This window comes from Massilia pinisoli, assembly GCF_024753285.1.
GTDB classification, from domain to species: Bacteria; Pseudomonadota; Gammaproteobacteria; order Burkholderiales; family Burkholderiaceae_D; genus Telluria; species Telluria pinisoli.
The window spans coordinates 59445-84469 of sequence record NZ_JANUGW010000028.1 but is presented as its reverse complement, the minus strand read 5'-3'; the positions used below and the strand labels follow the sequence as shown (position 1 = coordinate 84469).

Here is a 25025-nt window from a genome sequence, read left to right as displayed (position 1 = left end):
CTCCCCGAGCCCACGCGCTGCATCAAGCCTGCAGCTTCGCGTCCAACGTGATGTTCGCATTGAACAGCTTGGACACGGGACACCCTTCCTTGGCCTTACGCGCCGCTTCCTGGAACGCGGCGTCGCTCGCGCCCGGAATCGTCGCGACGAGTTCCAGGTGCACGGCGGGAATCGCGAAGCCGCCATCGACCTTGTCCAGCGACACGGTGGCCGTCGTCTCCAGCTTCTGCGCCGTCATCCCCGCTTCGCCCAGCTGCGCGGACAGCGCCATCGTGAAGCAGCCCGCGTGCGCGGCCGCGAGCAGTTCCTCCGGGTTCGTGCCCGGCCCATTCTCGAAGCGGGTGTTGAAGCCGTATTGCGACTGGTTGAGGACGCCGCTCTGCGTGGACACGGTGCCCTTGCCGTCTTTCAGTCCGCCGCTCCAGACGGCGCTTCCCTTACGTTTGATCATTGCTTCGCTCCCTGGTTGGTGGCGGCCGGCGTGATCCGCCAGATGGTGTTGCCGACGTCGTCCGCCAGCAGAATGGCGCCGGTCTTGTCGACCGCGACCCCGACCGGGCGCCCGTATGCGTGTTCATCCTTGCCGAGAAAGCCCGTCAGCACGTCCTGCGGCGGCCCGCTCGGCGTGCCGTTCGCGAACGGCACGAACACGAGCTTGTAGCCGGCATACGGCTTGCGGTTCCACGAGCCGTGCTGCCCGATCAGCGCGCCGCTCTTGAATTGCGGCAGCAGGTCGGCATCGTAGAACGCCAGGCCCAGCGAGGCCGTGTGCGCGCCCAGCGCATAGTCGGGCGGGATCGCCTTGGCCACGAGGTCGGGGTTCTGCGGCTTCACGCGCGTGTCGACGTGCTGACCGTAATAGCTGTACGGCCAGCCGTAGAACGCACCGTCCTTCACGGCCGTCATGTAGTCCGGCACGAGGTCGTTGCCGAGCTCGTCGCGTTCGTTGACGGCGGCCCATAAGGCCTTCGTCTGCGGCTGGAATGCCATCCCGTTAGCATTGCGCAGGCCGCTCGCGTAGATGCGCGACTTGTCGCTGGCGATGTCGTATTCCCAGATGGCGGCGCGGCCTTTTTCCACGTCCATGCCGTTCTCGGCCACGTTGCTGTTCGACCCGACCGAGATGTACAGCTTCTTGCCGTCGGGGGAGGCCACGACGTTCTTCGTCCAGTGGTGGTTGATGCCGGACGGCAGGTCCAGCACTTTCGTACCCTGGGCCGCGATGCTCGTGGCGCCCGTCTTGTACGGGAATTTCCACAGCGCGTCGGCATTCGCGACGTACAGGTCGTTGCCGACGAGGGCCATGCCGAACGGTGCGTTCAGACCTTCCATGAACGTGACCTTCGTGTCGGCCGTGCCGTCGGGCTTGAAGCCGCGCAGCAGGATGATCTTGTCGGGCGACGCGACGCCGGCGCCCGCTTCTTTCTGCGCGACCCCCTGCACCTTGGCGCGGATGCCTTTTTCCTTCGGCGCGTTGCCGGGCTTGTTGCTCTCGGCGACGAGCACGTCGCCATTCGGCAGCACGTACAGCCAGCGCGGATGGTCGAGACCGGTCGCGTACGCGGTGGCGGCCAGGCCGGCGGCCGGCGTCGGGTGCGTGCCTTGCGGCCACGGGTCGGCCTTGGCGATGTTGATGGTGGGGATCAGTGATCGCTGGGGCGCGGGCAGCGTCGGGTTCGGGCCCCAGCCGACGGGATATTGCTGGGCGAACGCGCTTGCGGCGCCCAGCAGTGGAACGAACAGGAACGCAAGCCTGGTGCGTGGCGTCATCGGTTCTGTCCTCCGTCCGGGATCGTCGAGTCGTGGTCGCGCATGTCGCGGTGGCGGTCGGGCTGCGGCTTCGCCTGGCCGGTGGCGTCCGGTGCCGGCGTGACGGCTTCGCTGATGCCCGGGGTCTGGCGCGCATCGGTGTCGACGAGTCCCTGCTCGAGGTCTTCCGCCGCCTGCTTCATGATGCCGCGCGGCCGCGCTCCTTGCGCATCCGGCGATTCGTCGCGCTCGTGCGGTTCGCGCTTGTAGCTCTGGTCTTCGATTTTCCGGTCGGTATTCACGACCCGGTCTTTTTCTTCCTGCACCATGACAACCTCCTTCGATTCAATTGATTAAATCCTAATCCTTCAGGTCGAAGGCGGTCGCGCAATTGGAAGATGCTTTTTTGAAATTATCTGGTTAACATATTGGTTTATATGACAATTACCTCCCGCTCGTGAACACGCCAGCCCATCCTCACCACGCCGCCAGTGACTGCCCGAATTGCGGCACCATCGTTTCCGGTAATTTTTGCCACGACTGCGGCCAGGAAACGGTGCTGCATCCACCCAGCACGCGCGAATTCCTGCACGAGTTCATCGGCCATTACGTCGCACTGGAAGGCAAGCTTTGGAAGTCGTTGCTGCTCCTTTTGTTCCGGCCGGGGCAGCTGACTTTGGAATACATCAATGGTCGCCGCGTGCGCTATATCCAGCCGCTGCGCTTGTACCTGACGTTCAGCCTGATCTTCTTCGCCGTCATGAAATATACGGGCCATGACGGTATCAAGATCACGCCGGCAGACCATCCGGTGGCGGCCGCGGCGCAGGAAAAAGACAAGACGAAGCCGGAGCTGATGCGCGAGGACGAGCCGGGCGAGATCGCCAACGGCACGGCGGAACTGCGCCAGGGCATCGGCAAGATCAATGCGCACTGGGGCGAGCAGGCGGACCGCTTCAGCCGCATGTCGATGGACGAACGGAACGAGGTGTTGACGACCGCCTTCTATGGTTACGTGCCGTATGCCGTTTTCTTCATGATGCCGCTGTTCGCGCTGTGCCTCAAGATGCTTTACCTGGGGTCGGGGCGGCGCTACGGCGAACACCTGCTGTTCGCCCTGCACGCGAACGGGTTCGCGTTCCTGGCCATGGCCCTCATGATGGTCGTGCCCAACGTCCTCGGCATCGTGTCGTGGGTGCTGGGCCTGTGGCTCGTGTTCTACACGCCCGTCGCGATGCGGCGCGTGTACGGCGGCTCGCGCCTGGCGACCGGCGTGCGCTGGCTCGTGCTGATGGCGCTGCACTTGATCGGCATCACCCTCGCGATCGGTGCCGCGGTCGGGTTCGGCATCCTCCGTTGAAGCGGGCTGGACCGTCCGCTTGCCGGAAGTCCGTCCGCCCAACTATACTGTGTGTTTGTACAGTATTTGCTGAGTTGCGATAGTGCAGAAGCCGGGCGAATCGGTTAATCTTCTGTCTCCCTATCACCTGCTGCCGAGAGTCGTAATGTCCGTGACGCCTGAACCGCAACAAACCATCGCGCTCGTCGTACGGCACAACACGGCCGGCATCGACAAGCCCGTGCAGGCCATCGTCGACTTCCTGCAGGGCGCCGGCTACCGCGTCGTGTTCGAGCAGGAAACGGCGGGGCACGTGAAAGTGGCCGGTGTGGACGCGATGACGGTGGACCAGATCGGCGAGCACTGCCGCACGGCGATCGTCGTCGGTGGCGACGGCACGATGCTGGGCATCGCCCGCCAGCTGGCGCGCTACCGCGTGCCCCTCATCGGCATCAACCAGGGCCGCCTGGGCTTCATGACCGACATCCCCATCGACCGCATGCTGCCCGCGCTGGGCGACATCCTCAGCGGCAAGGCCAAGACGGAAGAACGCTCGCTGCTGGAAGCGCGCGTCGTGCGCGACGGCGTCGAAATCCACTGCTCCGTCGCCGTCAACGACGTCGTCGTCGCGCGCGGCACGGGCGCCGGCATGGCGGAGCTCAAGGTCACGGTGGACGGCACGTTCATGTACAACCAGCGTTCGGACGGCCTGATCGTCTCGACGCCCACGGGCTCGACGGCGTACGCGCTGTCGGCCGGTGGCCCGCTGCTGCATCCCACGTTGGCCGGCATCGTGCTCGTGCCGATCGCGCCGCACGCGCTGTCGAACCGGCCGATCGTCGTGCCGAACACGAGCGACATCGTCGTCGAGATCATCAACGGCCGCGACATCAGCGTGAACTTCGACATGCAAACGTTCGCGAGCCTGCAGCACGGCGACCAGATCATGATCTCGCGCTCGCCCCACACCGTCACCTTCCTCCATCCAGAAGGGTGGAGCTACTACCATACCTTGCGCGAAAAGCTCCACTGGAACGAATATCCGTCCGGTGACGGCAAGCTCAAATAATTCCAGCATCCATCAGGAGATGAGTTTCTTCATGTTGCGCACATTGACCATCCGCGACTTCGTCATCGTCGACGCGATCGAGCTCGAGTTCTCGAACGGCTTCACCGTGCTCACCGGCGAGACCGGCGCCGGCAAGTCGATCCTGATCGACGCGCTCCAGCTCGCGCTGGGCGGCCGCGGTGACGCCAGCATGGTGCGCGAAGGCGCGGCCAAGGCCGACATCAGCGCCGACTTCGCCCTCACGCCGGCGGCGAACGTGTGGCTGGAACAGAACGAGTTCGACACGGACGAGGGCGGCGCGCTGCTGCGCCGCGTGATCGACAACGCGGGCCGCTCGAAGTCGTACATCAACGGCGTCGCCGCCACCGCCAGCCAGCTGCGCGAACTGGGCGAGCTGCTCGTCGACATCCACGGCCAGCACGCGCACCAGTCGCTGCTGAAGCTCGATGCCCAGCGCGCGCTGCTCGACAACCAGGTCGCCGTGCGCGACCCGGGCGCGACGGCACAAGTGCAGGAAGTCGCGAGCGCGTACAAAGCGTGGAAGGCGCTGGCGCGCCAGCGCGAGGAATTCGAGACCAACGCGAAGAACGTGTTGCTGGAACGCGAGCGCCTCGAGTGGCAGGTCGGCGAGCTCGACAAACTCGCCGTGAAGCCGGGCGAGTGGGCCGAGATCACCAACGAACACAGCCGCTTGTCGCATGCCGCGAGCCTGATCGAGGGCGCGCAGGAAGCGCTCACTGCCCTGTCGGAATCGGAGCAGCCGATCCTGTCGCAGCTGTCGTCGCTGAACCAGAAATTGGCAAAGCTGGCCGGCGTCGACGCAGACTTGCAGGCCGTGCTCGACTGCATGGAGCCCGCGCGCATCCAGTTGCAGGAGGCCGTGTACGCGCTGAACACGTACGTCGACAAGGTCGAGCTCGATCCCGAGCGCTTGTCGCAGGTCGACGCGCGCATGGACGCCATCCACAGCACTGCGCGTAAATTCCGCGTGACGCCGGACGAACTGCCGGACGAGCACGCCACATTGAAAGCGAAGCTGCAGCAACTGGCCGACGCGACCGACGTCGAGGGTTTGCGCAAGCAGGAGGACAAGGCCAAGGCTGCGTACATGGCGGCCGCGCAGAAGCTGTCCGCGACGCGCGCGCAGGCCGCGCAGCGCCTGTCGTCGCAAGTGTCGGAAGCGATGCAGGAATTGTCGATGAGCGGCGGCCGCTTCGTCGTCGCGCTGAATCCGTGCGAGCCGGCCGCATACGGCATCGAGCAGGTCGAGTTCCTCGTGGCGGGCCACGCGGGCGTCGCGCCGCGGCCGCTGGCCAAGGTGGCGTCGGGCGGCGAGCTGGCGCGTATCTCGCTGGCGATCTCCGTCATCACGGCGAATGCGACGACTGTTCCCACGCTGATTTTCGACGAGGTCGACACGGGCATCGGCGGCGGCGTGGCGGAAGTCGTCGGGCGCCTGCTGAAGCGCTTGGGCCAGAGCCGGCAAGTGTTGTGCGTCACGCACCTGCCGCAGGTCGCGAGCCAGGCGAACCAGCACTTCCAGGTCGCGAAGGACACGACCGATGGCGGCAAGACCGTGTCCCGCATCGACGTGCTCGACAACAAGGCCCGTGTGGAAGAGGTGGCGCGCATGCTGGGCGGCATCGAGATCACCGAGACCACGCGCAAGCACGCGCGCGAACTGCTGGCGTCCTGACCGAACGACCTCCATGCCCTTCAACAAAGAACCGCCGCACCAGCATGGCAACGTCGCGAAGAGTGCCATCGTCCTCGTCAACCTCGGCACGCCCGATGCGCCGACGCGGCCCGCGGTGCGCCGTTACCTGAAGCAGTTCCTGCTCGATCCGCGTGTCGTGGAGATTCCGCGCGCCGTGTGGAAGCTGATCCTGCACCTTGCGATCCTGCCGTTCCGCTCGGGGCAGTCGGCAAAAAAATACGCGACCATCTGGCGCCGCGACGGTTCGCCGCTGAAGGTGTACACGGAGCGCCAGGCGGCAGCGCTGCAGGCCATGCTCGCCCAGCGCGGCCATCACGACGTCGAGGTGGCGATGGCGATGCGCTACGGCGCGCCCGCGCTGCCCGCCGTGCTGGACGAATTGAAGGCGCGCGGTGCCGAACGCATCGTCGTGCTGCCCGCGTACCCGCAATATTCGGGCACGACCACGGCATCGATCTGGGATGCCGTCTTCGATCATTACAAGAAGGTACGCAACATCCCCGAGCTGCGCCTCGTGAAGCATTACCACGACCACGAAGGCTATATCGAGGCGCTGGCGCAATCGGTGGAATCCTACTGGGACGCGCACGGCCGCGGCGAAAAGCTCGTGATGAGCTTCCATGGCGTGCCCAAGCGCACGTTATTGCTGGGCGACCCGTACCACTGCGAATGCCACCGGACGGCGCGCCTGCTGGCCGCCCGGCTGCGCCTGACGCCCGAGCAGTATCTGGTGACGTTCCAGTCGCGCTTCGGCAAGGCCGAATGGCTGCAGCCGTACACGGCGCCCACGGTGCAGCAGCTCGCGCGCGCGGGCGTCAAGCGGATCGACGTCATGTGTCCCGGTTTTACGAGCGACTGCCTGGAGACGCTGGAAGAGATCAACATGGAAGTCCGCCACGATTTCGAATCGAACGGCGGCCAGGACTACCACTACATTTCTTGCCTGAACGACAATCCATCCTGGATCGTCGGCATGGCCGAGATCGCCGAACAGCACCTGATCGGCTGGCCGACGATGCTCACGCCCGCGCAACGCGAGGCGCAGCGCCGCGATGCCGAGGTCGCGCGCGAGCATGCGGTGAAATTGGGCGCGTGACGCCCACGGGCCGCCGTCACCCGGCGGAATGCTAAAATGCCACGTTTTGCGGTGCCGACCCGAGTTCCGCCAGGCAAATCGCAGCCAGCGCGAGCAGGGTGTAGATGAGCACGGCGCCGCTTATCAGATGCAGTTTCATGATCGTTCCCATCGGGTCGGTTCGGACGGATGTCTTAACAGAACGATAGTAGAACGGCTGGCTGTCGATGGTGACTACGAGCAAGTAAATCTTGTAACAAAAGACTACGCATATCTGCATATTAATCCGGCAATTCCCCTTGAAAATGTAGGCGATTGCCCAATATGGGGGCCTGTGTACGCGGTATAACCGTCCAATCAATCAGCCAAGTCCTTGATTTCAGGAGTTTTTTCGATGCAAGACCAAGAAAACCAAGAGGTGAGCAATCAGCCGGAGGCGGAAGCTGCCGACGCGGCAGCGCAAGGTGCGCCGGCGAACGAGCCCGGCCTCGAAGAACAGCTGAGCGCCACCGAAGCCAAGCTGGCGGAGATGCATGACGCGTTCATGCGTGCCAAGGCCGAGGCCGACAATATCCGCCGCCGTGCCCAGGAAGATGTGAGCAAGGCCCATAAATTCGCGATCGAAAGCTTTGCCGAGGCCATGGTGCCTGTGCGCGACAGCCTCGAGATGGCCTTGAAAGTCGAAGCGCCGACGGTCGAATCGATCAAGGAAGGCGTCGAGATGACCCTGAAGCAGCTCACCGCAGCGTTCGAAAAGAACCGCCTGCTGGAGGTGATGCCGCAGCCGGGCGACAAGCTCGACCCGAACAAGCACCAGGCCGTGGCCGTGGTGCCGTCCGACCAGGAAGCGAACACCGTGGTGACCGTCCTGCAGAAAGGCTACACGATCGCCGACCGCCTGCTGCGTCCGGCCATCGTGACTGCGGCGGCACCGAAATAATGTTGCGTTGAGGGCTCAATAAGCTCTTGAAAGCAAGCGACATTTCCCAATATTCGACACATCTGAAAACTGAGTACTAAAAAGGAAAATATTATGGGCAGAATCATCGGTATCGACCTGGGCACCACCAACTCCTGCGTGGCGATCATGGAAAATGGTCAGCCCAAGGTCATCGAAAACGCGGAAGGCGCCCGCACGACGCCTTCGATCATCGCTTATCAGGAAGACGGCGAGATCCTCGTCGGTGCGCCGGCGAAACGCCAGGCCGTCACCAACCCGAAGAACACCCTGTTCGCGGTCAAGCGCCTGATCGGCCGTAAGTTCGACGAGAAGGAAGTCCAGAAGGACATCGGCCTGATGCCGTACACGATCATCAAGGCCGACAACGGCGACGCCTGGGTGCAGGTGCGCGACAAGAAGCTGGCGCCGCCGCAGATCTCGGCCGAAGTGCTGCGCAAGATGAAGAAGACCGCCGAAGACTACCTCGGCGAAGAAGTGACGGAAGCCGTCATCACCGTCCCCGCGTACTTCAACGACTCGCAGCGCCAGGCAACCAAGGACGCCGGCCGCATCGCGGGCCTGGACGTCAAGCGCATCATCAATGAGCCGACCGCGGCCGCGCTGGCATTCGGCCTGGACAAGACCGACAAGGGCGACCGCAAGATCGCCGTGTATGACCTCGGCGGCGGTACGTTCGACGTGTCGATCATCGAGATCGCCGACGTGGAAGGCGAGAAGCAGTTCGAAGTGCTGTCGACCAACGGCGACACGTTCCTGGGCGGCGAAGACTTCGACCAGCGCATCATCGACTACATCATCGACGAGTTCAAGAAGATCAACGGCCTCGACCTGTCGAAAGACCCGATCGCCCTGCAGCGCATCAAGGCCTCGGCCGAGCGCGCGAAGATCGAGCTGTCGTCGTCGCAACAGACCGAGATCAACGAGCCGTACATCGCCATGGCGAACGGCGCGCCGGTCCACCTGAACCTGAAGATCACCCGCGCCAAGCTGGAAGCGCTCGTCGAGGAACTGATCGCGAAGACCATCGAACCGTGCCGCATCGCCATCAAGGATGCCGGCGTGAAGGTCTCGGACATCGACGACATCATCCTGGTCGGCGGCATGACCCGCATGCCGAAGGTGCAGGAAAAAGTGAAAGAGTTCTTCGGCAAGGATCCGCGCAAGGACGTCAACCCGGACGAGGCCGTCGCAGTCGGCGCCGCCATCCAGGGTTCCGTGCTGGCCGGCGACCGCAAGGACCTGCTGCTGCTGGACGTGACCCCGCTGTCGCTGGGTATCGAAACCCTGGGCGGCGTGATGACCAAGATGATCCAGAAGAACACGACGATCCCGACCAAGTTCGCGCAGGTGTTCTCCACGGCCGACGACAACCAGCCGGCCGTGACCATCAAGGTCTACCAGGGCGAACGCGAAATCGCCGTTGGCAACAAGGCGCTGGGCGAGTTCAACCTGGAAGGCATCCCGCCGGCACCGCGCGGCACGCCGCAGATCGAAGTGACCTTCGACATCGACGCCAACGGAATCCTGCACGTGGGCGCGAAGGACAAGGCCACCGGTAAAGAGAACAAGATCACCATCAAGGCCAACTCGGGTCTGTCGGAAGACGAGATCCAGAAGATGGTGAAGGACGCCGAGCTGAACGCGGAAGAGGACAAGAAGGTCAAGGAACTGGCCGAGTCGCGCAACCAGGCCGACGCGCTGGTGCACTCGACCAAGAAATCCCTGACCGAGTACGGCGACAAGCTGGAAGCGGGCGAGAAGGAGAAGATCGAAGCCGCCATCACCGACCTGGAAGGTTCCATCAAGTCGGGCGACAAGGCCGAGATCGACGCCAAGGTGTCCGCACTGTCGACGGCTGCGCAGAAGCTGGGCGAGAAGATGTACGCCGACATGCAGGCCCAGCAGGGCGCCGCGGGTGCGCAGGCGGCCGGTGGCCAGCCGGGCGCGGAGCCGGGCAAGCAGGATGACGACGTCGTCGACGCCGACTTCAAGGAAGTGAAAGACGCGAAGTAACGGGTGGGGTGGGGGCTTGTCGTTGAGTCCCCCGGACTCAATGACCCCACGCGTCCAACCGGCGTCTAAGCAGTCCGGTCGACGTTTCACCCGAACCCGCCGAGCCGAAGCGACCTCATGGTACCCGGCTCGGTTTTTTTGTGGTCAACATTTGCGGGCCCGCCCGGCCGTTGTTTTTACGGCCGAGTTGAGCAGGCCCGTCATGCTCACTGTATACTCGTATCCTTTTGGGCTGTGCGTTTGCAGGTGATTGCCTGGTTCGCCACAGTTCTTTTGTAGATAGACAGCAAGGTGCCGACAAATGGCAAAGCGTGATTTTTACGAGATCCTCGGCGTCGCGAAGAGTGCTTCGGAAGACGAGATCAAGAAGGCCTATCGCAAGCTTGCGATGAAGTACCATCCGGACCGCAATCCCGATAACAAGGAAGCGGAAGAGAAGTTCAAGGAGGTCAAAGAAGCCTACGAGATGCTGACCAATCCGGAAAAGCGCGAGGCTTATGACCGCTACGGTCACGCTGGCGTCGATCCGAACGGCGGCATGGGCGGCGGCTTCGGTGGTGGCGGCTTCGGCGATGCGTTTGGCGACATCTTCGGCGACATCTTCGGCGGCGGCCGCGGCCGCAGCTCGGGCCCGCAGGTGTACCGCGGTGCCGATCTGCGCTACAACTTGGAAATTTCGCTCGAACAGGCAGCCGCCGGTTTCGACACGACGATTCGCGTCCCCAGCTGGGACAAGTGCGACACGTGCCACGGTAGCGGCGCCAAGCCGGGCACGTCGCCCGTCACCTGCTCGACCTGCCACGGCCACGGCCAGGTGCGCATGCAGCAGGGCTTCTTCTCGATCCAGCAGACTTGCCCGAAATGCCACGGCAGCGGCAAGATCATTCCGGAACCGTGCGCGGCCTGCGGCGGCGCGGGACGCATCAAGCGCAACAAGACGCTGGAAGTGAAGATTCCGGCCGGTATCGACAGCGGCATGCGCATCCGTTCGACCGGCAACGGCGAGCCGGGCACGAACGGCGGGCCGCCGGGCGACCTGTACGTCGAAATCCACATCAAGCCGCACACCGTGTTCCAGCGCGAGGGCGACGACCTGCATTGCGAAATGCCGATCTCGTTCTCGAAGGCGGCACTGGGCGGCGAAATCGAGGTGCCCACTCTGGCCGGCAAGGTGTCGTTCACGATCCCCGAAGGCACCCAGACGGGCAAGACCTTCCGCCTCAAGGGCAAGGGCATCAAGGGCGTGCGCTCCGGCTATGCGGGCGACCTGTTCTGCCATGTCGTCGTCGAGACGCCCGTCAAGCTCACGGAGAAGCAGAAAGACCTGCTGCGCGAATTCGACCGCCTGACGAACGAGGGCGGCGCGAAGCACAGCCCGCAGAGCAAGGGCTGGATGGACAAGGTGAAGGACTTCTTCGAGTAAGATAGCGAATGGACCGCCGGGCGCGCGAGCCCCGGCGGTTTTTTTTGACCAGAATGTGGTCGATTAAACAAGTTTTAGAGCAAGGTAACCCCATGGCAAAGACCCCTACCGGCCTCACCGCCGCAGACCTGTTCGAACGCAACCGCCAATGGGCGGCGTCGATGATCAAGGAGGATCCCGACTTCTTCAAGGACCTGGCTTCGCAGCAATCCCCGGAATACCTGTGGATCGGCTGTTCCGACAGCCGCGTGCCCGCCAATGAACTGGTCGGCATGGCGCCGGGCGAGCTGTTCGTCCACCGCAACATCGCCAACGTCGTGTCCCACTCGGACCTGAACTGCCTGACCGTGCTGCAGTTCGCCGTCGACGTGCTGAAGGTCAAGCACATCATCCTGTGCGGCCACTACGGCTGCTCGGGCGTGGGCGCTGCGCTGAACAATACGCGCGTCGGCTTGGCCGACAACTGGCTCGGCCACGTGCGCGACGTGCGCGACAAGCACGGCAAATACCTGGGCAACGTGGCCGGTACCGCCGCCACCAACCGTCTCGTGGAACTGAACGTGGCGGAGCAGGTCATCAACATCGCCCAGACCACGGTCGTGCGCGATGCGTGGGAGCGGGGCCAGGACATCACGATCCACAGCTGGGTCTACGGCGTGCATGATGGCCTGCTGCGCGACCTCGGCGTCACCGTCAGCAGCTACGCGGAGATCCAGCCGAAGCTGGACAAGATCCTGCAGGGCTACCTGAAGTGACGCAGCCTGGCGGCGAGCTCGACCAACTGCGCGCCATCGTGCGCCAGTTCGTCGACGAGCGTGATTGGGACCAGTTCCACACGCCGAAGAACCTGGCGTCGGCGCTGTCGGTGGAAGCGGCCGAGCTGCTGGAACATTTCCAGTGGCTGAATCACGGCCGTGCCGACGAGCTCGGCGCCGACAAGCTCGTCGAGGTGCGCCACGAGATGGCCGACGTGCTCGTCTACCTCGTGCGTCTGGCCGACAAGCTGGACGTCGACCTGTTCGCCGCCGTGCAGGAGAAGATGGTGCTCAACCGGGCCAAGTATCCGGCCGATCGGGTGCGCGGGGACGCGCGCAAGTACCACGAATACAAACGGTAGGGTGGACGGCTCTGCCGGGCTGTCGAATGGTCGCAAGCGTGTGCGCCGTCCACGCGTTCCCGTGCCGGGAATGCCGTCGCGATATGCGCAAGATTGTTGAACGCGTGGACGGCGTAGCCTTCCACCCTACGAATCCAGGTAGTAGGTCAGCAACCCATCCGAACTGTCGATCCCGACCACGTCCATCAATCGCCTGAGTTCCGCGTCGACCCGTTCGCGCCTGTCCGCGGACTGGTCACGCGCCTCCTCCAGCGCCGGCTGGAACTGCTTCAGCACCCAGAACTTGGTCGGATGCGCGGCGATCCCGGCGATCAGCCGGTCCGTCACGCGCGCGAGGCTGTCGTCCAGGCCGGGGCCGGCGCGGAACGCCCGCAGCGCGTCCAGCGTGCGCGGCACCACGAACAGCGGCGCGTCGCGCACCCAGCGGAACGGGTCGTCGGCCATCACATGCCGCCCAGGCAGACGTACTTGATGACGAGATAGTCGTCCATGCCGTACTTCGATCCTTCGCGCCCGAGGCCCGATTGCTTGACGCCGCCGAACGGCGCCACCTCGTTCGAGATCAGGCCCGTGTTCACACCGACCATGCCCGTCTCGATCTGCTCGGCCACGCGCCACACGCGCCCGATGTCGCGCGCGTAAAAGTACGACGCCAGGCCGTATTCCGTCGCGTTGGCGAAGCCGATCACTTCGTCCTCCGTCTTGAAGCGGAACAGCGGCGCCACGGGGCCGAACGTCTCCTCGTCCGCAATGAGCATCTGCGGCGTGACGTCGGCGAGGACGGTCGGCTCGAAGAACGTGTGCCCCAGCGGATGGCGCTTGCCTCCGAGCAGGAGGCGCGCGCCCTTGCCCAGCGCATCGGCGATGTGGTGCTCGACTTTCTCGACGGCCTTTTCTTCGATCAGCGGCCCCTGGTTCACGCCCGGCTCCATGCCATTGCCGACCTTGAGCTTCGCGACGGCGGCCGTCAGTTTTTGCGCGAACGCGTCGTACACGCCGTCCTGCACGTAGATGCGGTTGGCGCAGACGCAGGTCTGCCCCATGTTGCGGTATTTCGAGGCCATGGCGCCGTCGACGGCGGCATCGAGGTCGGCGTCGTCGAACACGATGAACGACGCGTTGCCGCCCAGTTCCAGCGACAGTTTCTTGACCGTCGGTGCGCATTGCTCCATCAGCAGGCGGCCGACTTGCGTGGAGCCTGTGAAACTGAGCTTGCGCACGATGGGGTTCGCGCACATCTCCGCGCCGATCGTCTTCGAATCGCCGATGACGATGGAAAACACGCCCTTCGGCACGCCGGCGCGCTCCGCGAGCACGGCCAATGCGAGGGCGGAATAGGGCGTCAGTTCGGCCGGCTTCAGCACGATGGGACAGCCGGCCGCGAGCGCGGGCCCGACTTTGCGGGTGATCATCGCGGCCGGAAAATTCCACGGCGTGATCGCGGCACAGACGCCGATCGGCTCCTTCGTGACGACGATGCGGCGGTCGCGCGCGGGCGCTTCCAGCACGTCGCCTTCGATGCGCTTGGCCTGCTCGCCGAACCACTCGATGAACGACGCGGCGTACGCGATTTCTCCCTTCGATTCCGCGAGCGGCTTGCCCTGTTCCGCCGTCATGATGACGGCGAGGTCGTCGGCGTTGGCCAGCATCAGGTCGTTCCACGTGCGCAGGATCAGCGCGCGCTCGCGCGCCGCCTTCTTGCGCCAGGCGGGCCACGCGGCCTGCGCGGCCTCGATGGCGCGCCGCGTTTCCCCCGCGCCCATGTGCGGCACCGTGCCGAGCGTGTCGCCGGTGGCGGGGTTGCGCACGGCGACCGTCTTGCCGTCGTCCGCATCGCACCAGGCGCCGTCGATGTAGGCCTGCTGGCGCAGCAGGGAGGGATCGTTGAGGTTCAGCATCGGTTCCTCGTCATGTCGTTCGGGCGGCATCACGATAGCACGGTGCCCGGGAACGGGCCGTTTGTGTTGGCATCGTTCTTCAGTTGACGTTAAGCTTTTGCTACGGGTTACATCCTGCGAACCCGTTCTCAAGCAGATTCCAGGGAAGCGTTTTGCCGGACTTCGCATTCCTTGATGTGGAACAACGGCCACTCGCATTCGGACCAGTTTGTACGTATGATGGTTCCTGTGCGCTCACTACGAGGTAGAGACCATGCGCCCGATCGTTTTCGTCCCCGCTTGCACCCGCGACTTCGGTGAACACCCTTACCACGCGGCCCAGCACAAGTATGTCGACGCCGTCGTCCTCGGCGCCGACTGCGCGCCGCTGATCCTGCCGTCGCTGGGGGAGGCGCTCGACCTCGAGACGATGCTCGCGCTGTGCGACGGGATCATGTTGACGGGCTCGGCCTCGAATGTTCATCCCAGCTATTACTCCGAAGAACTCCTCGACCCGTCCCTCCCGCAGGATCCCGCGCGCGACCAGACGACGCTGCCGCTGATCCGCGCCGCCGTCAAGCGCGGCATCCCGATCATCGCCATCTGCCGCGGCTTCCAGGAAATGAACGTCGCGCTGGGCGGCAGCCTGTACCAGGCCGTGCAAGCGGTGCCGGGGCACTTCGACCACCGCGAGAATCCGGAACTGGGCATGGACGAGCAGTATGGCGACGCCCACAAGATCCGTCTCGTGGAAGGCGGCATGCTGCATCAGATCATCGGTCTGCCGGAAATTCCCGTGAATTCCCTGCATGGCCAGGGCGTGAACGAATTGGCACCGGGCCTCGTCGTCGAAGCGACGGCCGAGGACGGCCTCGTGGAAGCTTTTTCCGTGAGCGGCGCGCCCGGCTTCACGTTGGCCGTGCAATGGCACCCGGAATGGCGCATCGTCCACAACCCGCACTCGATGAAGATGTTCGGGGCGTTCGGCAACGCCTGCCGCACCTACCGGGCAACGAAACGGACACCGCTATGACCCCCGACGCCAAATGGGCGGTCACGCCCGTCCCATAGCTTCCCTGATCCCTGCTCGACACACACGCAGCCGAAAGGCGGCGCGCCCGCGCTTTGGCTGCCCTTTTCAACGGACAGAGGAAACATCATGGCTATCCGCGACAATTTTTCATACAACGACATGGACGAGTGGCTCAACGGCAAGCGAGTCACCGAAATCGAATGTCTCGTCCCCGACTTGACGGGCGTCGCGCGTGGAAAAATCCTTCCGCGCGTTAAATTCACCGAAGACCGCGGCATGCGTCTGCCGGAAATCGTGCTGGGCATGACCGTGACGGGCAATTCGCCATCCGACGACGACGCCTTCGACCGCGCGATCTCGACGACCGACCGCGACATGATCCTGAAGGCCGACCCGGGCACGATCACGATGGTGCCGTGGGCCGTCGACCCGACGGCGCAGGTCATCCACGACTGCTATTTTTCTGACGGCAAGCTGGTCGACTTCGCCCCGCGCAGCGTGCTGCGCCGCGTGTTGAAGCTGTACGAGAAAAAGGGCTGGAAGCCCCTTGTCGCGCCCGAACTGGAGTTCTACCTGACGGCGAAGAACATCGACCCCGACCTGCCGCTGGCCGCGCCGATCGGCCGCAGCGGGCGTTCGGAGACGAGCCGCCAGGTCTACAGCATCGACGCCGTCAACGAATTCGACCCACTGTTCGAGGACATCTACGACTATTGCGACATGATGGGCCTCGACGTCGACACCCTGATCCACGAGATCGGCGCGGGCCAGATGGAAATCAACTTCCAGCACGGCGAGCCGCTGGGCCTCGCGGACAAGGTCTTCTACTTCAAGCGCACGTTGCGCGAAGCGGCGCTGAAGCACGACATGTACGCCACCTTCATGGCCAAGCCGATGGCTGGCGAGCCCGGCTCGGCGATGCACGTGCACCAGAGCGTCGTCGACGAAGAGAGTGGCCGCAACATCTTCAGCAACCCCGACGGCTCGCCGTCCGACCTGTTCCGCCACTACATCGGCGGCCTGCAGAAATACATGCCGTCCGCGATGGCCATCGTCGCGCCGTACGTGAATTCGTACCGCCGCATCGTGCGCCACACGGCCGCCCCGATCAACCTGCAGTGGGGCGTCGACAACCGGACGGTGGGCTTCCGCGTGCCTGTTTCGGGCTCGCAGGACCGGCGCGTGGAAAACCGCGTGATCGGCGCCGACGCCAACCCGTATCTCGCGCTGGCCGTCACGCTGGCGTGCGGCTATCTGGGCATCCAGGAACAGCTGGAACCGACGCCGATGGTGGAGGGCAGCGCGTACAAGATGAAGGTCGAGCTGCCGCAAGGCCTGTCCGAGGCGCTGACGTCGCTGCGCGGCGACGACCGCCTGCGCGACATTCTCGGCGAGCGCTTCATCGACGTCTATTCCGCCGTCAAGGAATTGGAGCACCAGGAATTTATGACGGTAATTAGCCCGTGGGAACGCGAGCACCTGTTACTGCACGTATGACCATGCGACGACGACAAGGAGATCATCATGACTTTCGACAGCATGGCAATCGGGGCAGGCCCGCGCGCGACGGCCCGCGAAGACGCCGACACGCGCCTTGACACCCGCACGTTGCAACAACTCGACAGCGCCCACTTCCTCCATCCATTCACGGACCACGGCGCCCTGGGCGCGAAGGGCGCGCGCGTGATCGTGCGCGGGGACGGCATCCATGTGTGGGATTCGGACGGACATAAAATCATCGACGGCATGTCCGGCCTGTGGTGCGTGAACGTGGGCTATGGCCGCACGTCCATCACGCAGGCCGTCGCGCGTCAGATGGATGTTTTACCGTTTTATAACAGCTTCTTCAACACGACGAACGTGCCGGCCGTGAAGCTGGCGGAAAAGCTGGCGGGCCTGGCACCGCCCGGTTTCGAGCATGTGTTTTTCACGAGTTCGGGTTCGGAAGCGAACGACACGGCGCTGCGCATGGTCTGGCGCTACTGGCAGCTGATGGACCAGCCGGAACGCCGCATCGTCATCAGCCGGCGCAATGCCTACCACGGCAGCACGGTGGCCGGCGCGTCGCTGGGCGGCATGACGGCGATGCACGCGCAGGGCGCGCTGCCGATTTCCGGCATCGACCACATCGAGCAACCGAATTTCGCCGAGCACGGACGGGGCTTGTCGGAGGCGGAATTCGGCCTGCTGGCCGCGGACTGGCTTGAACAGAAGGTATTGGAACTCGGGCCGGACAAGGTCGCCGCATTCATCGGCGAGCCCGTGCAGGGCGCGGGCGGCGTCATCATCCCGCCGCAGACCTACTGGCCGCAGATCCAGCGCATCTGCGACAAGTACGGCATCCTGCTGATTTCCGACGAGGTCATCTGCGGCTTCGGCCGGCTCGGCACGTGGTTCGGCTGCGAGCGGATGGGCATGCGGCCCGACCTGATCCCGTTCGCGAAAGGTGTCACGTCCGGCTACGTGCCGCTGGGCGGGGTGCTCGTCGGCGAGCGGGTGGCGCGCGCGCTGGTCGAGCGCGGCGGTGACTTCAACCACGGCTTTACTTACTCCGGCCATCCCGTCGCCTGCGCGGCGGCGCTGGAAAACCTGCGCATCATCGAGGACGAGAAACTGGTCGAGCGCGTCGCGCGCGAGACCGGTCCGCACCTGAAAGCCGCGTTCGCGCGTCTGGCAAACCACCCGCTCGTCGGGCACGCGGAGAGCATCGGCATGGCGGCGGGGCTAAATCTCGTGCGGCGCAAGGGTGCGACCGTGCACGACTGCGAACCGTTCGCGCGCGACCTGGCGGTGGGGATGGTGTGCCGGCAGCACATGTTCGACAACGGGGTCATCATGCGCGCCGTCGGCGACCGGATGATCGTGGCGCCGCCGCTCGTGATGACGGTGGCGCAGATCGACGAGATGGTGGAGCGGATCAGGCTTTGCCTCGACCTGACCTTGAACGATTTACGGCAGCGTGGTTGGCTTGATTGATTGATTGCACGCATGGCGGGTTCGCTTTACGGCCGCGTGTGATGCAATGTTCCGCGTGGGCACGTTTCATTCGAGGCCCCCGGCCTCAAATGAAACGTGCCCACGCGGACGTTGGCGATGTGTTGGCGTTACGAGCGGATACGTGTAAAGGGACCTTCTTTACACGCTCAGCGCCGTCTTGTGCGGCTCGTGCCGGTTCTTGAGCACCTGCGGCGCAAGCGACCCGACGAACATGCCCGCGAACGCCGCGATCAGGCCGGCCAGCTGGCCCGGGAAGTGTTCGCCCAGCGACGAGATCTGCGGGAAGAACACGATCCACGTGGTGATGCCCGCCGCCAGCGACAGGATCGCGCCCTGCGTCGTCGCGCGCTTCCAGTACAGGCCCGTGACGAGCGGCACGAACGCGCCCACGAGCGTCACCTGGTACGCGGACGACACGAGGTCGTAGATCGACGTGCCCTTCATCGCGACGGCGTATGCGAGCACGAGCGATGCGAACACGACGATCGTGACGCGCATCGCGAGCAGCTGCTGGCGGTCGCTCATGCCCGGGCGCAGGTTCTTGAGGATGTTTTCGGTAAAACTCGTCGACGGCGCCAGCAGGGTGGCGGACGACGTGCTCTTGATCGCGGACAGCAGCGCGCCGAAGAACAGGATCTGCATGATCAGCGGCATCTTCGTCATCACGAACGTGGGCAGCACGCGCTGGTAGTCGCTCTTGGCCAGGTCCATCGCCTGGTTGCCCATCACGATGACGGCGCACGCGACGACGAACATCGGCACGAAGGCGAAGATGATGTAGCTGGCGCCGCCGATCACGGCGCCGGCGCGCGCGGTCGGGGCGCTCTTGGCCGACATCACGCGCTGGTAGACGTCCTGCTGCGGAATCGAACCCAGCATCATCGTCACGGCCGAGCCGACGAAGAAGGCGATGTCGGTGAATTTGCCTGACGGCAGGAAGTGCCACAGGTCTTTCTGCTGTGCCATGTTGATGACGGCGTCCGTGCCGCCGGCCAGTTGCGCAGAGAACATCGCGATGATGGACAGGCCGACGACGAGCACGATCATCTGGATGAAGTCGGTAATGGCGACGGCGAGGAAGCCGCCGATCACGACATAGATCAGCACGGCAAGGGTGCCCACGATCATGCCGAGCGTTTCCGACATCGCGCCGTTCGTCAGCACGGAAAACACGAGGCCCAGTGCCGTGATCTGCGCCGCGACCCAGCCGAGGTACGACAGGATGATGGCGGCCGAGCAGAACACTTCGATGCCCTTGCCGTAGCGGGCGCGGTAGTAGTCGCCGATCGTCAGCAGGTTCAGTTTATAGAGGCGGGCGGCGAAGAACAGGCCGACGAGGATCAGGCAGGTGCCGGCGCCGAACGGGTCTTCCACGAGCGCGCCCAGGCCGCCCTGCACGAATTTCGCCGGGATGCCCATCACGGTCTCGGCGCCGAACCAGGTGGCGAACGTCGTCGTCACGACCATGATCAGCGGCAGGCTGCGGCCCGCGACGGCGAAGTCGGACGTGTTCTTGATCCGCGTGCCCGCCCAGACGCCGAGCCCAAGCGTGCCCAGCAGGTAGAGCACGACGGATGAAATCAAAATAGTGTTCATGGCAGTAAGTGCTCCGTGCGGCGCCGGAAATAGAAAATGCGGGTGGGAAAAATCCCGGATTATAGCGGCAGAAATCGGCGTTTGGATCGATTTTGTTTGCTAGTATCGGCCTGACAACAGATCACGTCGGGAAGGAGGCACGATGACCACGCAAAGCTGGCATGAGCGTTCCAAAACGGTGCAGATCGACGGCCGGGCCGTCGTCGGCGGCAGGCGCGTCGACGCCGTCTCCGGCGCCCGGTTCGACGACATCTCGCCCATCGACGGCCGCAAGCTGGGCGAGGTCGCACGCTGCGACGCGGCCGACGCCGACGCGGCCGTCGCGAGCGGCCGGGCGGCGTTCGAGGACGGCCGCTGGGCGGGCAAGGCGCCGGCGGAGCGCAAGCGCATCCTCGTCCGCTTCGCCGACCTGATGCTCGCCCACGAGGACGAGCTGGCCCTGCTGGAAACGCTCGACATGGGCAAGCCCATCCGCTACAGCAAGAGCGTGGACGTGCGCCTCGCGCAGAACTGCATCCGCTGGTACGGCGAGGCCATCGACAAGCTCTACGATCAGGTCGCACCGAGCCCGCAGGACAGCCTGGCGCTCATCACGCGGGAGCCGGTCGGCGTCGTCGCCGCCATCATTCCGTGGAATTATCCGATGCTGATGGCCGCATGGAAGATCGGCCCCGCGCTCGCCGCCGGCAACAGCATCGTGCTGAAGCCGTCGGAAAAGGCGCCTTTGAGCTCGTTGCGGCTGGCCGAGCTGGCGCTGGAAGCCGGCGTGCCGGAAGGCGTGTTCAACGTGTTGCCCGGCTACGGCGACGAGGTGGGGCGCGCGCTGGCGCTGCACATGGACGTCGATTGCATCGGCTTCACGGGGTCTACCCGCACCGGCAAGCAGATCGTGCAGATGGCGGGGCAGTCGAACTTGAAGCGCGCGTGGACGGAGCTCGGGGGCAAGTCCGCCAACATCGTCTGCGCGGATTGTCCCGACCTCGATGCGGCCGTCGCGGCGGCCGTCGGTTCCATTTATTTCAACCAGGGTGAGAGCTGCAATGCGCCGTCGCGCCTGTTCGTCGAGGAATCGATCCGCGAAGCCTTCCTCGACAAGGCCCTCGCCATGATGCCGCAATACGCGCCGGGCGATCCGCTCGAGGAGGCGACGGTGATGGGCGCCATCGTCGACACGATCCAGATGAAGACGGTGCTGGGTTATATCGACGAGGGCAAGAAGGCCGGCGCCCGCCTGCTCGCGGGCGGCAACGCGGCGCGCGTGGACACCGGCGGGCTGTACGTCGAGCCCACGTTGTTCGACGGCGTGGACAGCACCATGCGCATCGCGTGCGAGGAAATTTTCGGGCCCGTGCTGTCCGTGCTGTCGTTCACGGACCTGGGCGACGCGGTGCGCCAGGCGAACGCGACCCCTTACGGGCTCGCTGCCGCCGTGTGGACGTCCGACATGAGCAAGGCAATCCGCACGGCGCGCCGGCTGCGCGCGGGAACCGTGCACGTGAACCAGTATGACAACGACGACATCACGGTGCCGTTCGGCGGCTATAAACAGTCGGGGAACGGCAGGGACAAGTCGTTGCACGCGTTCGACAAGTACACGGAACTCAAGACCACCTGGATCCAGATTTGACGGCTAAATCGCCATCTCGCGCAACACCTTCGACGCCTCGCGGCTCGCTGTCAGCACCGCGCCATCACGCATCGTGATCTCGAGCTGCGACTGGTCGTCGGCGCGCATGGAGTCGACGAAGTCGAGGTTCACGAGCGCCGAGCGGTGGATGCGCATGAAGCGGCCCGGGTCCAGCTGGGCTTCCAGCTGCGAGATCCCGATGCGCACGAGGAAGGTCTGGCCGCGCGCGGAAATTGCCGTGTATTTGGCGTCGGCCATCATGTACGCGATCTCGCCCACGGACAGCGGGAAGATGCGGCCGCGGTCCCGCACGAGGATGCGCTCGAGCCGCGCCGGCGTGCGCTGCATGCCTTGCGCGAGGGCGCCCGCGACGACGTCGGGCGCGGGGACGGCCGTGCCGGGCGTGTCCAGCAGGCGCGTGACCGCGGCGTCGAAGCGGGCGCGCGTAAAAGGCTTCAGCAGGTAGTCGACGGCGTTCAGCTCGAACGCCGTCACCGCATACTGGTCGTAGGCCGTCGTGAAGACGATGTCGGGCACGACGGTCAGGCGGCGCAGCACTTCCAGCCCCGTCATCTCGGGCATCTGGATGTCCATGAAGACGATGTCGGGGCGGATGCGGTCGATCTGCGCGAGCGCGCTGGCGCCGTCGGCCGCTTCGCCCACGAGGCGCAAGCCATCGTGGCCATAGATGAAGTCGCGCAGGACATCGCGCGCGAGCGGCTCGTCCTCCGCGATGAAGACGGTGCGGGCGTTCATGTGAATTCCTTGTCGTTGGCGGCGAGCGGGATGGCCATCGTGACGACGAACCCGGCGCCGGGCGCCGTGTCGATCGCGAGGGTGTCCGTCGTGCCGTATTCGAGCTGCAGGCGGCGCTCGACGGTGCGCAGGCCCAGGCCGTTCGACGCGCGCACGTGGCCGAGGTCGGCGCCCGGACCGTCGTCGCCGACGGACAGCACGAGCGTGCCCGTGCGCGGATCGAGGCGCGTGCGGATCAGCAGGCGGCCCGGCCGGCTGTGCGGATTGAAGGCGTGCTTGATGCTGTTCTCGACGAGCGGCTGCAGCGACAGCGCGGGCAGCACGTGGCTTGAAGCGGCATCGTCCAGGTCCCAGTCGACTTTCAGGCGCGTGCCCAGGCGCAAGCCTTCCAGTTCGAGATAGTCGCGCACGAAGCGTAGTTCGTCGTTCAAGGTGACGTGGTCGCTGCCCGTCTTTTCCGTGTCCAGCACGTAGCGCAGCATGTCGGAGAACTGGAACAGCGCCGTCTCGGCGGCGTTCGGGTTCTTGCGGGTGAGGGCGATGATCGAGTGCAGCGTGTTGAACAGGAAATGCGGGTTGAGCTTGCTGCGCAGCGCATTCAGCTCCGACGCGACGAGCAGCGCGTGTGCCTGCTGCATCGCCACCTCCTGGCGCCGCCGCGCCGCGTTGGCGCGAATCATGTGGAACGTCGTGGCGATGACGCCGTAGCCCATCATCGAGTACAGCACGGGCCAGACGTAGAACGACAGCGGCTGCGTCCAGCCGTAGATCAGCCCCGGCAGCCCGTACGACAGGCCGGCATACGCGGGCGCGCCCACGACGTGGATCAGGCAGCGCACCTTGAACGGCACCTGGCGGCGCTCCATCCAGCCGGTCAGGGGCCAGTGCAGGGCGAGCACGGCGGCCTGGGGCACGATCCACAACATCGGGATCAGGCCGCGCCAGTTGTAGGCGTGCGTGCTGGGGTCGGCGAGCCGCAGCACGACGGCCAGCAGCAGCATGTACGCAAGCCAGCCGAGGGCGTAGTTACGCCACATGCGACTGGTCGGCATCGTCGTGGGTGTCGTCAGCAGGTCCATGCGGAAAGTATGCCGCAGGAACGCGCGCATGGCGATGGCCGTGGCGCGAAGTGCGGTAACCGGGCAACCAATTGCGGAAATCCGGCGGCAACAGTGACGTCCGACCCGCGCGCGGCGCAATGATCCCCGATGCTATATTGGCCGCATCGAGTCAAGCGAGGAGTGTGATGGATTCCGAAGCGCATAATCCGATGCGCGATTTCCTGCGCGAACATAACATCCACGAAGTCGAGTGCGTCATTGCCGACATGACGGGCATTGCCCGCGGCAAGATCCTTCCGAAAGACCTGTTCCTGACCGGCGAACACATGCGGCTGCCCAAGAGCGTGCTGCTGAACACCGTGCACGGCGAGCAGCCGAACAACACCCCGTACGTGGGGTCCACCGATCCCGACATGATCTGCGTGCCCGACCCGGCCACGATCCGCGTCGTGCCCTGGGCGACGGAACGTGTCGCCCTGGTGATTCACGATTGCACGAATTTCGACGGCAGCCCCGTCGACCTCGCGCCGCGTTCCGTGCTGCGCCAGGTGCTGGCCCGCTATGCCGAGCGCGGCTGGACGCCCGTCGTGGCGCCGGAGATGGAGTTCTACCTCGTCGCGCGCACGACGAATCCGCACGAGCCGCTGAGCCCGCCGACGGGCCGCAGCGGCTTCACGGAGCAGGGCCGGCAATCGTATTCGATCGACGCCGTCAACGATTTCGATCCATTCTTCCTGGAACTGTCGGCGTTCTGCAAGCAGCACGAGCTCGGTGTCGAGACGCTGATCCACGAGGCGGGTGCGGGCCAGATGGAGATCAATTTCACGCACGGCGACGCGCTCGAGCTGGCCGATCGCGTATTCCTGTTCAAGCGCGCGGTGCGCGAGACGGCGCTGCGTCACGGCATCTTTGCCACGTTCATGGCCAAGCCGATGGAGACTGAGCCGGGCAGCGCCATGCACGTGCATCAGAGCATCGTGGACGCGGACGGGCGCAACATCTTTTCCAACGACGACGGGTCGGAGAGCGCGCTGTTCCGCCACTTCATCGGCGGGCTCGAACGCTACGTGCCGCCCGCGACCCTGCTCTTCGCGCCGCACGTGAATTCCTACCGGCGCCTGTCGCGCTTCCAGTCGGCGCCGATGAACGTGCACTGGGGCTACGACAACCGCACGTGCGGCATCCGCATTCCGAATTCCGGCCCTGCGAGCCGGCGTGTGGAAAACCGCGTGCCCGGTGTCGACGTGAACCCGTATCTCGCGATGGCGGCCACGTTGGCGTGCGGCTTCCTCGGCATGGTCGAGGGGCTGGAACCACCCGCGCCGACGCCGGAGAGCGCGGAGCACATCCACGGCGACCTGCCGCGCAACCTCGAGGATGCGATCCTGCAGCTGCGCGGTTGCCCGGCGCTGGCCGAGATGCTGGGGCCCTTGTTCGTGCAGGCGTTCTGCGAAGTGAAGGAACTTGAATTCGCCACGTTTTCGCGGGTGATCAGTTCGTGGGAAAGAGAACACCTGATGCTGCTCGTCTAATCCGGCGTCCGCCCCAAGGGCCGCGATGCCGTTCGTAGGGTGGGAGGCCCTCCGCCCACGCGAACGTTTGCGTCATGTCGGCT

At 64.8% G+C, this 25025-nt stretch carries 23 protein-coding genes; 14 read left to right on the top strand and 9 right to left on the bottom strand.

The window, feature by feature from the left end:
* Nucleotides 1-22: 22 nt before the first annotated feature.
* The 3 genes from NX784_RS26270 to NX784_RS26260 are packed head-to-tail and all read right to left on the bottom strand — an operon-like array spanning nt 23 to nt 2078.
* The gene (locus NX784_RS26270; protein ID WP_208296264.1) at nt 23-451 is read right to left on the bottom strand and encodes an OsmC family protein; all 429 of its coding nucleotides are present in this window, start codon (nt 449-451) and stop codon (nt 23-25) included.
* Nucleotides 448-1770, bottom strand: coding sequence for a PQQ-dependent sugar dehydrogenase (locus NX784_RS26265; protein WP_258819629.1), 1323 nt, complete (start codon nt 1768-1770; stop codon nt 448-450). Before NX784_RS26265 ends, NX784_RS26270 begins: the two co-directional genes overlap by 4 nt.
* A complete protein-coding gene (locus NX784_RS26260) occupies nt 1767-2078 on the bottom strand; it encodes a hypothetical protein (protein ID WP_258819628.1) in 312 nt (103 codons plus the stop codon). The genes NX784_RS26265 and NX784_RS26260 overlap by 4 nt, the downstream gene beginning before the upstream one ends.
* Nucleotides 2079-2305: 227 nt before the next feature.
* Between NX784_RS26260 and NX784_RS26255 the strand changes: the two genes are divergently transcribed.
* The 4 genes from NX784_RS26255 (at nt 2306) to hemH (ending at nt 6970) form a co-directional block, all read left to right on the top strand.
* Entirely contained in the window at nt 2306-3109 is an 804-nt protein-coding gene (locus NX784_RS26255; protein ID WP_258819627.1) for a DUF3667 domain-containing protein, read from the top strand.
* A gap of 145 nt (nt 3110-3254) precedes the next feature.
* Nucleotides 3255-4157, top strand: coding sequence for an NAD kinase (locus NX784_RS26250; protein WP_258819626.1), 903 nt, complete (start codon nt 3255-3257; stop codon nt 4155-4157).
* Between the two features lie 31 nt (nt 4158-4188).
* Nucleotides 4189-5853: a DNA repair protein RecN gene (recN, locus tag NX784_RS26245; protein WP_258819625.1), complete on the top strand. Its 1665-nt coding sequence runs from the start codon at nt 4189-4191 to the stop codon at nt 5851-5853.
* Nucleotides 5854-5866: 13 nt separating this feature from the next.
* Complete coding sequence (hemH, locus tag NX784_RS26240) at nt 5867-6970, top strand: ferrochelatase (RefSeq protein ID WP_258819624.1); 1104 nt, start codon at nt 5867-5869, stop codon at nt 6968-6970.
* Between the two features lie 31 nt (nt 6971-7001).
* Here the strand turns inward: hemH and NX784_RS26235 are convergent, their stop codons facing one another.
* Entirely contained in the window at nt 7002-7193 is a 192-nt protein-coding gene (locus tag NX784_RS26235; RefSeq protein WP_258819623.1) for a hypothetical protein, read from the bottom strand.
* A 150-nt stretch (nt 7194-7343) separates the two neighbouring features.
* Between NX784_RS26235 and grpE the strand changes: the two genes are divergently transcribed.
* The 5 genes from grpE (at nt 7344) to NX784_RS26210 (ending at nt 12463) form a co-directional block, all read left to right on the top strand.
* The gene (grpE, locus tag NX784_RS26230) at nt 7344-7889 is read left to right on the top strand and encodes a nucleotide exchange factor GrpE (protein WP_258819622.1); all 546 of its coding nucleotides are present in this window, start codon (nt 7344-7346) and stop codon (nt 7887-7889) included.
* A 93-nt stretch (nt 7890-7982) separates the two neighbouring features.
* Nucleotides 7983-9923: a molecular chaperone DnaK gene (gene dnaK, locus NX784_RS26225; RefSeq protein ID WP_258819621.1), complete on the top strand. Its 1941-nt coding sequence runs from the start codon at nt 7983-7985 to the stop codon at nt 9921-9923.
* 301 nt (nt 9924-10224) lie between these two features.
* On the top strand, nt 10225-11346 hold the full coding sequence (gene dnaJ / locus NX784_RS26220) for a molecular chaperone DnaJ (RefSeq protein ID WP_258819620.1): 1122 nt from the start codon (nt 10225-10227) through the stop codon (nt 11344-11346).
* A 92-nt stretch (nt 11347-11438) separates the two neighbouring features.
* Nucleotides 11439-12101 (top strand): carbonate dehydratase, encoded by a 663-nt coding sequence (gene can, locus NX784_RS26215; RefSeq protein WP_258819619.1) that lies wholly within the window; start codon nt 11439-11441, stop codon nt 12099-12101.
* Nucleotides 12098-12463, top strand: coding sequence for a nucleotide pyrophosphohydrolase (locus NX784_RS26210; RefSeq protein WP_258819618.1), 366 nt, complete (start codon nt 12098-12100; stop codon nt 12461-12463). The genes can and NX784_RS26210 overlap by 4 nt, the downstream gene beginning before the upstream one ends.
* Nucleotides 12464-12589: 126 nt before the next feature.
* Here the strand turns inward: NX784_RS26210 and NX784_RS26205 are convergent, their stop codons facing one another.
* Both NX784_RS26205 and NX784_RS26200 read right to left on the bottom strand, forming a co-directional pair.
* Complete coding sequence (locus NX784_RS26205) at nt 12590-12907, bottom strand: DUF4844 domain-containing protein (RefSeq protein WP_258819617.1); 318 nt, start codon at nt 12905-12907, stop codon at nt 12590-12592.
* Entirely contained in the window at nt 12907-14361 is a 1455-nt protein-coding gene (locus NX784_RS26200) for an NAD-dependent succinate-semialdehyde dehydrogenase (protein WP_258819616.1), read from the bottom strand. Before NX784_RS26200 ends, NX784_RS26205 begins: the two co-directional genes overlap by 1 nt.
* Before the next feature lie 253 nt (nt 14362-14614).
* Between NX784_RS26200 and NX784_RS26195 the strand changes: the two genes are divergently transcribed.
* The 3 genes from NX784_RS26195 (at nt 14615) to NX784_RS26185 (ending at nt 18349) form a co-directional block, all read left to right on the top strand.
* A complete protein-coding gene (locus NX784_RS26195) occupies nt 14615-15373 on the top strand; it encodes a gamma-glutamyl-gamma-aminobutyrate hydrolase family protein (protein WP_258819615.1) in 759 nt (252 codons plus the stop codon).
* Between the two features lie 126 nt (nt 15374-15499).
* A complete protein-coding gene (locus NX784_RS26190) occupies nt 15500-16870 on the top strand; it encodes a glutamine synthetase family protein (RefSeq protein ID WP_258819614.1) in 1371 nt (456 codons plus the stop codon).
* 27 nt (nt 16871-16897) lie between these two features.
* Nucleotides 16898-18349, top strand: a complete 1452-nt coding sequence (locus NX784_RS26185) for an aspartate aminotransferase family protein (protein ID WP_258819613.1) — start codon at nt 16898-16900, stop codon at nt 18347-18349.
* A 159-nt stretch (nt 18350-18508) separates the two neighbouring features.
* Here the strand turns inward: NX784_RS26185 and NX784_RS26180 are convergent, their stop codons facing one another.
* Entirely contained in the window at nt 18509-19966 is a 1458-nt protein-coding gene (locus NX784_RS26180; protein ID WP_258819612.1) for a high affinity choline transporter 1, read from the bottom strand.
* Nucleotides 19967-20108: 142 nt separating this feature from the next.
* On the opposite strand from NX784_RS26180, the gene NX784_RS26175 reads away from it, so the two are divergent.
* Nucleotides 20109-21593 carry an aldehyde dehydrogenase gene (locus NX784_RS26175; RefSeq protein ID WP_258819611.1) on the top strand — a complete coding sequence of 495 codons (1485 nt, stop codon included), beginning with the start codon at nt 20109-20111 and terminating at the stop codon, nt 21591-21593.
* 3 nt (nt 21594-21596) lie between these two features.
* Here the strand turns inward: NX784_RS26175 and NX784_RS26170 are convergent, their stop codons facing one another.
* The gene (locus NX784_RS26170) at nt 21597-22349 is read right to left on the bottom strand and encodes a LytR/AlgR family response regulator transcription factor (protein WP_258819610.1); all 753 of its coding nucleotides are present in this window, start codon (nt 22347-22349) and stop codon (nt 21597-21599) included.
* Complete coding sequence (locus tag NX784_RS26165; RefSeq protein ID WP_258819609.1) at nt 22346-23458, bottom strand: sensor histidine kinase; 1113 nt, start codon at nt 23456-23458, stop codon at nt 22346-22348. The genes NX784_RS26170 and NX784_RS26165 overlap by 4 nt, the downstream gene beginning before the upstream one ends.
* Before the next feature lie 137 nt (nt 23459-23595).
* Between NX784_RS26165 and NX784_RS26160 the strand changes: the two genes are divergently transcribed.
* Nucleotides 23596-24942 carry a glutamine synthetase family protein gene (locus NX784_RS26160; protein WP_258819608.1) on the top strand — a complete coding sequence of 449 codons (1347 nt, stop codon included), beginning with the start codon at nt 23596-23598 and terminating at the stop codon, nt 24940-24942.
* The last annotated feature ends 83 nt before the right edge of the window (nt 24943-25025 follow it).

Excerpts from the sequence above, each read along its gene's own strand:
- NX784_RS26270 (WP_208296264.1), bottom strand. The coding sequence starts at position 451 with ATGATCAAACGTAAGGGAAGCGCCGTCTGGAGCGGCGGACTGAAAGAC.
- NX784_RS26265 (WP_258819629.1), bottom strand. The coding sequence starts at position 1,770 with ATGACGCCACGCACCAGGCTTGCGTTCCTGTTCGTTCCACTGCTGGGC.
- NX784_RS26260 (WP_258819628.1), bottom strand. The coding sequence starts at position 2,078 with ATGGTGCAGGAAGAAAAAGACCGGGTCGTGAATACCGACCGGAAAATC.
- NX784_RS26250 (WP_258819626.1), top strand. The coding sequence starts at position 3,255 with ATGTCCGTGACGCCTGAACCGCAACAAACCATCGCGCTCGTCGTACGG.
- recN (WP_258819625.1), top strand. The coding sequence starts at position 4,189 with ATGTTGCGCACATTGACCATCCGCGACTTCGTCATCGTCGACGCGATC.
- hemH (WP_258819624.1), top strand. The coding sequence starts at position 5,867 with ATGCCCTTCAACAAAGAACCGCCGCACCAGCATGGCAACGTCGCGAAG.
- grpE (WP_258819622.1), top strand. The coding sequence starts at position 7,344 with ATGCAAGACCAAGAAAACCAAGAGGTGAGCAATCAGCCGGAGGCGGAA.
- dnaK (WP_258819621.1), top strand. The coding sequence starts at position 7,983 with ATGGGCAGAATCATCGGTATCGACCTGGGCACCACCAACTCCTGCGTG.
- dnaJ (WP_258819620.1), top strand. The coding sequence starts at position 10,225 with ATGGCAAAGCGTGATTTTTACGAGATCCTCGGCGTCGCGAAGAGTGCT.
- can (WP_258819619.1), top strand. The coding sequence starts at position 11,439 with ATGGCAAAGACCCCTACCGGCCTCACCGCCGCAGACCTGTTCGAACGC.
- NX784_RS26205 (WP_258819617.1), bottom strand. The coding sequence starts at position 12,907 with ATGGCCGACGACCCGTTCCGCTGGGTGCGCGACGCGCCGCTGTTCGTG.
- NX784_RS26200 (WP_258819616.1), bottom strand. The coding sequence starts at position 14,361 with ATGCTGAACCTCAACGATCCCTCCCTGCTGCGCCAGCAGGCCTACATC.
- NX784_RS26195 (WP_258819615.1), top strand. The coding sequence starts at position 14,615 with ATGCGCCCGATCGTTTTCGTCCCCGCTTGCACCCGCGACTTCGGTGAA.
- NX784_RS26190 (WP_258819614.1), top strand. The coding sequence starts at position 15,500 with ATGGCTATCCGCGACAATTTTTCATACAACGACATGGACGAGTGGCTC.
- NX784_RS26185 (WP_258819613.1), top strand. The coding sequence starts at position 16,898 with ATGACTTTCGACAGCATGGCAATCGGGGCAGGCCCGCGCGCGACGGCC.
- NX784_RS26180 (WP_258819612.1), bottom strand. The coding sequence starts at position 19,966 with ATGAACACTATTTTGATTTCATCCGTCGTGCTCTACCTGCTGGGCACG.
- NX784_RS26175 (WP_258819611.1), top strand. The coding sequence starts at position 20,109 with ATGACCACGCAAAGCTGGCATGAGCGTTCCAAAACGGTGCAGATCGAC.
- NX784_RS26170 (WP_258819610.1), bottom strand. The coding sequence starts at position 22,349 with ATGAACGCCCGCACCGTCTTCATCGCGGAGGACGAGCCGCTCGCGCGC.
- NX784_RS26165 (WP_258819609.1), bottom strand. The coding sequence starts at position 23,458 with ATGCGCGCGTTCCTGCGGCATACTTTCCGCATGGACCTGCTGACGACA.
- NX784_RS26160 (WP_258819608.1), top strand. The coding sequence starts at position 23,596 with ATGGATTCCGAAGCGCATAATCCGATGCGCGATTTCCTGCGCGAACAT.